Origin of the sequence: Sphaerotilus sulfidivorans (genome assembly GCF_013426975.1) — a bacterium.
Lineage (GTDB): Bacteria > Pseudomonadota > Gammaproteobacteria > Burkholderiales > Burkholderiaceae_C > Sphaerotilus > Sphaerotilus sulfidivorans.
In genome coordinates, this window is the sequence record NZ_JACCPY010000068.1 from 1 (window position 1) to 8,074 (window position 8,074).

Genomic DNA, 8,074 nt, shown 5'->3' on the forward strand with positions numbered 1-8,074 from the left:
CGGGCGGGTCTTCGGGTGTGGGCGATGGGGGCGGGTTCATCGGGCTTGACTCTCCCGCCTCGCACCCGTGCTGTCTACGCGGGCTTCAGCGGGTTGACGGGCTGGGTGGGCGTGTCAAGGAGGGGGGGCGTGAATACGTACCGGGCACCGGCTCGGAACTGATGCAGCGCATCGCCGCGCCGATGGTCGGCGGCATGCTCACGGCGCCGCTGCTGTCGATGTTCGTGGTGCCGGTGGCGTTCCTGCTGATGCGACGATCAAAGACCCAGGAAATCTCGGATGGGAGCACTCGATGACAGAAACGCAATTCTCATGACCGATGTTTGAAAGACTCTTGAAATTACATTGACTGCATGCCTTGCAAGGTAAATGACAATCCCTTGAGGCATTCCGTCAAACTGCTCAATGGAGTCAAGCATGCGCGTCACTACTGGAAAACTTTTAACCACACTCACCTTGTCCATGGTCCTGATGGGCGCGGGGGCCAACGCCAAATCGCATGGGCAAACCAGCATGGATGATTTGGCGCTGGCGGAAAAGGTCGAATTCCAATTGAAAGGCAGTGGCATTCTCGAAAATGGCTTGACCGAGGTTCATGCCAAAGCCAAGAATGGTGAAATTACCTTATCGGGTTGGCTTCAGCATGCGGATGATGATCGCAAGGTAATGGCTGCTGCCAAAAATGTCGATGGTGTCAGCTCCGTGAAGGCGAATTTCAGAGCTTGGTCATCACGGCGCCACCCTTCCTGACCAGTGGACTCGTGCCAGCCTCGGTTTCGGGCCTTTCGTTCTGCCTCGGAAAGAGCATGCGGAACACCGTGACCCCATCCTGAGACTGGGCATCGACCGTCCCGCCGTGCGCCTGCACGATGGCGCGTGTGATGGGCAGGCCCAGACCGGCTCCCTCGGACTCCGGGTGCGCACGGGAGGGGTCGGCACGGTAGAACCGGTCGAAGAGGCGGGGCAGCACCGCAGGGTCTATCCGGTCCCCGGAGTTTTCAACTGCCACGAGCGTTCCCTCGACGGTCTCGCCGACCTTGACCACCACCGTGCCCTGGTGATGGGCGTGACGCAGGGCGTTGGACAGCAGGTTGCTCAATGCCCGGCGGAACATCAGCCGGTCGCCAAGGATGGCACCGTCGCCGTGCAGACCCAGCGTGATGCCTTTTTCTTCCGCCACGGCCTCATAGAACTCCAGCAACGCCTGCGCATCCTGGGCGGCCGAGAACTTCTCCTTGTGCGGAAGGTCCACTCCCCGTTCGGTCTTGGCCAGGAAAAGCATGTCCGAGACCATGCGGGCGAGCCGCTGGAACTCTTCTGCATTGGACTCCAGGATGCCGTGGTAAGTCTGGGCGTCACGCTGGGCAGACATGGCCACCTGTGTCTGCGTCAGGAGGTTGCTGATGGGGGTGCGCAACTCGTGCGCCAGGTCGGAAGAGAACTCCGACAACCGTCGGAAATCGTCCTGCAGGCGATCGAGCATCTGGTTGAGTTCCCGAGCGAGGTCTGCCATCTCGATCGGAACCGCATCCACGGGCATGCGCTGGCCGAGTTGCTGGCCGGTGACGACAGAAGCCCGGGCCTTCATCGCCCGCAAGGGGGCCAAGCCCTTGTAGGCGGCAAACCAGCCCAGCACACCACTGACGCCGACGGCCAGCACCGCATACAACGCGAGGGTGCGCCGCAACTGGGCCATGAAATGCGTGTGGTGTACCGTGTCGATGGCGACCAGAACATCAAGTCTGTCGGATGAGGCATCGGCCAGGTTGGCCTGGAATCTTAGGCTACGGAATTCATGGCCCTTGTCACGCCAGTCCTGAATGGCCGTCTGCGCACTGGCAGCGTGCGCTACCCACAACGACGCTGGCGGCTGAAATCCATTGGATCTGAAAATGGTTTCCCCTTGCCTGGATGCGACGAGGGCATACAGGCCATGGTGGTTGCCCAATGCCTCACCCAATCGCCACCGAGCGTCGTCGGTGGAATTGGCGGTGGTCAGGATCTCCTCGATCAGGTGCTGCTTGTCCTGCAGGGAGGATCGGTCCAGGTCCACGAAATGCCGCTCCGTCAGGACCATGAACAACACACCCAGACCCAGCACGATGGCCGCCGCCGCCATCGTGAAGAAAACGGTCAGCCGGCTCGTGAGCGAAAACGACCGCAACACTCAGGGGATCTCCGGCATTTCCAGCACGTAGCCCATGCCGCGCACGGTCTGGATCAGCTTGGGTTCCTGCCCCTCGTCGATCTTGAGGCGCAGGCGCCGCATCGCCACTTCGATGACGTTGGTGTCGCTGTCGAAGTTCATGTCCCAGACCTGTGAAGCGATCAGGGAGCGGGGAAGCACCTCGCCCTGTCGCCGCATCAGCAGCTCCAGCAAGCCGAATTCCTTGGCCGTCAGGTCGATGCGCCGGCCGTTGCGGGAGACCCGGCGGCGCAGCAGGTCCAGCTCCAGATCCGCCACGCGCAGTGTAGTGGGCTCGGTACCGCTGCGCCCCCTGCGCAGGATGGTGCGCACCCGGGCCAGCAGTTCGGCGAACGAGAAGGGCTTGACCAGATAGTCGTCTGCGCCCAGCTCCAGGCCCTTGATCCGGTCCTCGACCTGGTCGCGGGCGGTCAGGAACAGCACGGGCATGTGCAAGCCACGCTTGCGCAGGGACTGGAGCACTTGCCAGCCGTCCATCCCGGGCAGCATCACATCCAGGATCACCAGATCGTGCTCGCCCTGCAGCGCCAGATGCAGCCCGTCCAGCCCGTCCTGCGCCAGGTCCACCACGAACCCGGCCTCTCGCAATCCTTGGCGCAGGTACTCGCCGGTCTTCGGTTCATCCTCGACGATCAGGATCTTCACGCACTCGCTCCGCTGTGTGGCATGGCGTGCAGTGTGCAGAGTTTCAGGGCGACTGGCCTGCAGATGACAGGAATGTCATCTTTCCGACAGCATCCTGACGGCCTCGGGTTTTCAGAATCTGCCTCCAACAAGTGTCGAGATTGCCCCCGAGGAGCCCATGTCCACCACGAACCATCCTGTTGCTGTCAAAGACCTGCTGCCGTGGGCGTTGGTCTTGTTGGCAGGCACGGCAGCAGCGCAATCGCCTGCCGCACCGACCCAACCGGCCATGCCGACCAGGCTGCAGTACACCTCCACGCTGAGCGGTTACCAAGCCTATGCGGACGAACCCGTCCAGTCCTGGCGCGAAGCCAACGACCGGGTGGGGCGCATCGGCGGCTGGAAGGTGTATGCCAAGGAGAAAACCTCGGGAGTGACGCCGGCTGCAGAAACACCGGCCGCGTCGCTGCCCCACGGTGCCCACCACGGGGGTGGCAAGCCATGAAGCGTGTCCTGAACGTTTTTCGTGGCCGGCTGATGCTGTCCGCCGCCGCCCTGGCTGCATTGTCCGGCTGTGCCAGCGTCAGTCTGGAACAGCAGATGGCGAAGGTCAACGACGAGACGGCCTCCTTCACCGACGGACGACTGGCCCTGGCACGTACCGACCGCGAGCGAACTCAGCGGGCACAAACCGCAGCCGACTTGCTGAACGCGCCCGTGGGGCAGCGTGAGGCCGTGCATCTGGCCCTGGTCAACAGCCCGGCCTTGCAAGCCCTGCTGGCACGGGGATGGGCCGAATCGGCCGATGCTGCACAGGTGGGCCGCATCGCCAACCCGGTGTTCAGTTTAGAGCGCATGGTCGCCGGCAGCGAACTGGAACTGGGGCGCGCCTTGTCCTTCGGGTTGCTGGATCTCCTGACCCTTCCCAGTCGCCAAGGCATCGCCCGACGCCAGATCGACCAGTCGCAACTGCGGCTTGCCAGCGAGGTGGTGGACCAGATCACGCAGGTGCGCCAATCCTGGGTTCGTGCCGTCACGGCACAACAGACGTTCGCGTATGCCCAGCAGGTCTTGACCAGTGCCGAAGCCAGCGCGGACCTGGCTCGTCGCCTGCAGTCCGTCGGCACCTTCAACCGGCTCAGCCGGGCGCGTGAACAAGCGTTCTACGCCGACGCCGCCACCCGACTCGCCACGGCGGGTCATCAGGCCACGGCCAGCCGGGAAGAGCTGGTGCGCCTGCTGGGGCTCGATGAAACGCAGGCGCAGGCCCTCCGCTTGCCCGAGCGCCTGCCCGATCTGCCCAAGCAGGCACTGGAACCCGATGCCGTGGGGTCGCTCGCCACCCGTGGCCGCCTGGACATTCGCCTGGCGCAGGCGGAGCTTCAGACCTCCGCCCAAGCACAGGGGCTGAACACGTTCACCAGCTTCACGGACATCGAGCTGACCGCACGGCGCAACACCCGGTTCGACAACGAATCAGGGACGAAGTCCACCGCACGGGGATTCGAGATCGACGTGCGCCTGCCGGTCTTCGACTGGGGCGGGCTGCAACGTGATGCCATGAACGCACGCACGCTGGCCGCCACGAACCGACTGGAGGCCACGCTCCGGGTTGCGGGTTCCAGCCTGCGCGAGAGCTACTCGGCCTACCGCACGGCCTATGACATTGCCCGCCACCACCGCGACGAGGTCGTGCCGCTGCGCAAGGTCATCTCGGAAGAGAACCTGCTTCGCTACAACGGGATGCTCATCGGTGTGTTCGAGCTGCTGGCCGACTCGCGGGACCAGGTGAGCACCGTGATGGCCGCCATTGATGCGGAGCAGCAGTTCTGGCTGGCCGACGCGGCGCTGCAAGCCTCGCTGATCGGCCGTCCCACCAACACCACCCTGTCCGTGAATGCCAGCGCGCCCAGTGGGGGCGGTGCTGGTCACTGAGGGAAAGACCCGTTCCATGACATCCAGACGAGATTTTTTCAGATACGCCGGGGTGACCGGCGGAGCCGTGGCCATCAGTGCGGTGAGCCGTGTGGCGATGGCGGCACTGCCCGAGCCGGTGATCCAGACCCGGCCGGACACCATGCCGCCACTGGTGCCCGACAGTGGCACACCCTACAACCCGGTGGTCACCCTCAATGGGTGGACCTTGCCGTGGCGCATGAACCAGGGCGTCAAGGAATTTCATCTGGTGGCCGAACCGGTGGTGCGCGAGATGGCGCCAGGCTTCAAGGCCCACCTGTGGGGCTACAACGGTCAGAGTCCGGGGCCGACCATCGAGGTGGTCGAGGGCGACCGCGTGCGGATCTTCGTCACCAACAAGCTGCCCGAGCACACCAGCATTCACTGGCACGGCCAACGCCTGCCCAGCGGCATGGATGGGGTGTCGGGCCTGACACAGCCCTCGATTCAACCCGGCAAGACCTTCGTCTACGAGTTCGTGGCACGCCGTCCCGGCACTTTCATGTACCACCCGCATGCCGACGAGATGACGCAGATGGCCATGGGCATGATGGGTTTTTGGGTGACTCATCCGAAGACCCGACATCCGTTGATCGACGAAGTACAGCGGGACTTCTGCTTCCTGCTCAACGCCTACGACATCGACCCGGGCAGCTACACGCCCAAGACGATGACGATGACGGACTTCAACCTCTGGTCATGGAACAGCCGGATCTTTCCGGGCATCGACACGCTGAACGTGCGCCTGAACGACAAGGTGCGCATCCGCATCGGCAACCTGACCATGACGAACCACCCCATCCATGTTCATGGCCACGAGTTCACCGTGACGGGCACTGATGGTGGGCCGACACCCAAGGGATCGCGGTGGCCGGAGGTGACCGCCGACATTGCGGTCGGTCAGATGCGCCAGATCGATTTTGTGGCGGATGAAGAGGGCGACTGGGCGTTCCACTGCCACAAGAGCCACCACACGATGAACGCCATGGGCCACAACGTGCCGACGCTGATCGGTGTGGACCACAGCGGGGTGGCCCGCAAGATCAACAAGCTGATCCCCGAGTACATGGTGATGGGCGAGCGGGGCATGGCCGACATGACCGAGATGGAGATGCCCATCCCCGACAACACCGCGCCGATGATGACCGGAGAAGGTCCGTTCGGCTCGGTGGAGATGGGCGGCATGTTCAGTGTCCTCAAGGTGCGGCGTGACCAGAAGCCAGGGGACTACAAGGATCCTGGCTGGTTCAAGCACCCAGAGGGCACCGTGGCCCACGAGTACACCGGCCCGATCACCGAACCCTCACGCTTCAAGGCCGAAGGAGGGCAGTCGATGCCCCGCGTCCAGTCCCCGGCCAAGGCCATCGAGGTTCAAGTTCGCAAACCCACGTCGCACAGCGGCCACTGAGTTCCTTTACCCCTGAAGACCCACTGATGACTTCCATGTTTTCGCGCACGCAACGACTCATCGCCGTCACGGCACTGGCCCTGTCGGGGGCTGCCTTTGCTGGCGGCAACCACGCGGGCGGCCACGGCCATGACGATGGGGAATCCGCCATCGGCAAGGCTGGTGTGGCGGCCAAGGTGAACCGAACCATCACCGTCGAGATGAGTGACGCCATGCGCTACACGCCGTCGGACATCCAGGTCAAGCAAGGCGAGACCGTCCGCTTCATCGTGAAGAACAACGGCAAGGTCAAGCACGAGCTGAGCCTCGGCACCGAGAAGGAGTTGCTGGAGCATCTGGAGCAGATGAAGAAGTTCCCCGACATGGAACACGACGAGCCCAGCAAGATCTCTCTGGCACCAGGCAAACAGGGGGAAATCATCTGGCAGTTCACCAAAGCTGGGGCCGTCAACTTCGCCTGCCTGATGCCTGGGCACTACGAAGCCGGCATGAAGGGCGCGGTCAAGGTCGCCAAGAAGTAACTGCAGTCAAGCAGGAACCATGTCGATGCAATCAGCCGCGCACTCACTGAATCACCGGCGACGCACGCTGTTGTTGGGTGTGCTCATGTTGAATGCCGCCACATCGACATTGGCCAAAAAACCGCAGGCCACAGCAGTCCCTGTTCAGGTCTGGAAAGACCCGAGTTGTGGCTGCTGCAAGGACTGGGTCACGCATCTCGAAAAGAACGGCTTTGCCGCGACCACCATCGATCAGGGCAACAGTGCTGCCCGAGTTCGGCTCGGAATGCCCCAGAGGTTTGGCTCTTGCCACACCGCGCTGGTCCAGGGCTATGTGATCGAAGGGCATGTCCCGGCGTCCGACATCCGGCGCCTGCTCAAGGATCGACCGGATGCGCTGGGTCTGGCGGTGCCGAGCATGCCACTCGGATCCCCAGGAATGGATGGCCCGGCCTATGAGGGTCGGCGTCATCCCTACCAGGTGCTGCTGATCCTGAAAGACGGCTCGGCTCAGGTTTTCAACTCCTACTCGTGAAGAACCAACCCATGAGCAATTTCAAACAGTTTCTCGCCATGTCGGCTCTGACCCTGGCCGCAGCCCTGCCCATGAGCGGCTTCGCTCAGACGGCCATGGAGCCAGGCAAGATGGACATGTCATCACAGCCGGCCACCCTCACGGACGGGGAGGTGAAGAAGATCGACCTGGACGCCGGGAAGATCACCCTCAAGCATGGAGACATCAAGCATCTGGACATGCCCGGCATGACCATGGTGTTCACGGCCAAGGACAAGAGCCTGCTCGCCAATCTGAAGCCCGGAGACAAGGTCAGGTTCATGGTCGTCCATGAGGGCGGCAAGATGGTGATCACGTCCATCCAGCCGGCCAAATGAGCATGCAGGGCCTGGGTGGGCCGGCTGGTCACGCAGCTCGGGACGCAGCGGTACGGCCTGGGCTGCTGGACGAACCCCAGGGCTACGGCCTCGTCTCGAAAGGTACTTATTCACCACCCCCTCCTTGACACCCCCAGCCTTACGCATCCCGGCAAGTTCAACTTGCCAGGACACCACGCACAGAAGGTCAGGAAGGTGAGCGCCGCCGCTGCGCTCAGCCGCTCGGCAGCAGCGACGGCACCGGGCCGGAGCCCAGCCAGGCGCGCAGCGCCTGCTCCATCCAATCGCGCAGGTCGCGGCCCTGGCGGCGGCAGCTCTCCATCGCCGAGAAGCCCCGGGCGACGAACTGCTGCCCGCGCATCGAGCGCGTCGGGCCGCTGATCTTGCGCTTGAGCACCACCGTGCGCAGCGCCTGCTCGGCGGCGTTGTTGGTGGGCTCGACGCCGGGGTGGCGCACGAAGGTCCACAGCGAGACCTCCTGCGCGAGCA

At 63.5% G+C, this 8,074-nt stretch carries 11 protein-coding genes; 8 read left to right on the forward strand and 3 right to left on the reverse strand.

The annotated features are described in order from the left end of the window. Both HZU84_RS20350 and HZU84_RS19825 read left to right on the forward strand, forming a co-directional pair. Positions 1-296, forward strand: a 296-nt coding sequence (locus HZU84_RS20350) for a hypothetical protein (RefSeq protein WP_219341024.1), incomplete at its 5' end; no start/stop codon positions are given. Between the two features lie 121 nt (positions 297-417). After that, positions 418-750 carry a BON domain-containing protein gene (locus HZU84_RS19825; RefSeq protein ID WP_180693107.1) on the forward strand — a complete coding sequence of 111 codons (333 nt, stop codon included), beginning with the start codon at positions 418-420 and terminating at the stop codon, positions 748-750. Here HZU84_RS19825 and HZU84_RS19830 read toward each other — a convergent pair. Beyond that, positions 716-2,167: a heavy metal sensor histidine kinase gene (locus HZU84_RS19830; protein ID WP_180693108.1), complete on the reverse strand. Its 1,452-nt coding sequence runs from the start codon at positions 2,165-2,167 to the stop codon at positions 716-718. The two genes, HZU84_RS19825 and HZU84_RS19830, sit on opposite strands and share 35 nt — an antisense overlap. After that, positions 2,168-2,851 (reverse strand): heavy metal response regulator transcription factor, encoded by a 684-nt coding sequence (locus tag HZU84_RS19835; RefSeq protein ID WP_149502783.1) that lies wholly within the window; start codon positions 2,849-2,851, stop codon positions 2,168-2,170. A gap of 157 nt (positions 2,852-3,008) precedes the next feature. Between HZU84_RS19835 and HZU84_RS19840 the strand changes: the two genes are divergently transcribed. From HZU84_RS19840 to HZU84_RS19865, 6 genes are read left to right on the forward strand one after another with little or no spacing between them, the layout of a single operon-like run. Beyond that, the gene (locus HZU84_RS19840) at positions 3,009-3,335 is read left to right on the forward strand and encodes a hypothetical protein (RefSeq protein ID WP_180693109.1); all 327 of its coding nucleotides are present in this window, start codon (positions 3,009-3,011) and stop codon (positions 3,333-3,335) included. Further along, complete coding sequence (locus HZU84_RS19845) at positions 3,332-4,765, forward strand: TolC family protein (protein ID WP_180693110.1); 1,434 nt, start codon at positions 3,332-3,334, stop codon at positions 4,763-4,765. Before HZU84_RS19840 ends, HZU84_RS19845 begins: the two co-directional genes overlap by 4 nt. Positions 4,766-4,781: 16 nt before the next feature. Continuing rightward, complete coding sequence (locus HZU84_RS19850) at positions 4,782-6,194, forward strand: multicopper oxidase domain-containing protein (protein WP_149502782.1); 1,413 nt, start codon at positions 4,782-4,784, stop codon at positions 6,192-6,194. Between the two features lie 26 nt (positions 6,195-6,220). Beyond that, the gene (locus tag HZU84_RS19855) at positions 6,221-6,715 is read left to right on the forward strand and encodes a cupredoxin domain-containing protein (RefSeq protein WP_149502781.1); all 495 of its coding nucleotides are present in this window, start codon (positions 6,221-6,223) and stop codon (positions 6,713-6,715) included. Positions 6,716-6,740: 25 nt separating this feature from the next. Continuing rightward, complete coding sequence (locus HZU84_RS19860) at positions 6,741-7,229, forward strand: DUF411 domain-containing protein (protein WP_180693111.1); 489 nt, start codon at positions 6,741-6,743, stop codon at positions 7,227-7,229. A gap of 11 nt (positions 7,230-7,240) precedes the next feature. Further along, positions 7,241-7,585 (forward strand): copper-binding protein, encoded by a 345-nt coding sequence (locus HZU84_RS19865; protein WP_149502780.1) that lies wholly within the window; start codon positions 7,241-7,243, stop codon positions 7,583-7,585. 214 nt (positions 7,586-7,799) lie between these two features. Here HZU84_RS19865 and HZU84_RS19870 read toward each other — a convergent pair. Continuing rightward, a partial coding sequence (locus HZU84_RS19870; RefSeq protein ID WP_180693112.1) for an IS66 family transposase occupies positions 7,800-8,074 on the reverse strand: 275 nt, incomplete at its 5' end.

Excerpts from the sequence above, each read along its gene's own strand:
- HZU84_RS19825 (WP_180693107.1), top strand. The coding sequence starts at position 418 with ATGCGCGTCACTACTGGAAAACTTTTAACCACACTCACCTTGTCCATG.
- HZU84_RS19840 (WP_180693109.1), top strand. The coding sequence starts at position 3,009 with ATGTCCACCACGAACCATCCTGTTGCTGTCAAAGACCTGCTGCCGTGG.
- HZU84_RS19845 (WP_180693110.1), top strand. The coding sequence starts at position 3,332 with ATGAAGCGTGTCCTGAACGTTTTTCGTGGCCGGCTGATGCTGTCCGCC.
- HZU84_RS19850 (WP_149502782.1), top strand. The coding sequence starts at position 4,782 with ATGACATCCAGACGAGATTTTTTCAGATACGCCGGGGTGACCGGCGGA.
- HZU84_RS19855 (WP_149502781.1), top strand. The coding sequence starts at position 6,221 with ATGACTTCCATGTTTTCGCGCACGCAACGACTCATCGCCGTCACGGCA.
- HZU84_RS19860 (WP_180693111.1), top strand. The coding sequence starts at position 6,741 with ATGCAATCAGCCGCGCACTCACTGAATCACCGGCGACGCACGCTGTTG.
- HZU84_RS19865 (WP_149502780.1), top strand. The coding sequence starts at position 7,241 with ATGAGCAATTTCAAACAGTTTCTCGCCATGTCGGCTCTGACCCTGGCC.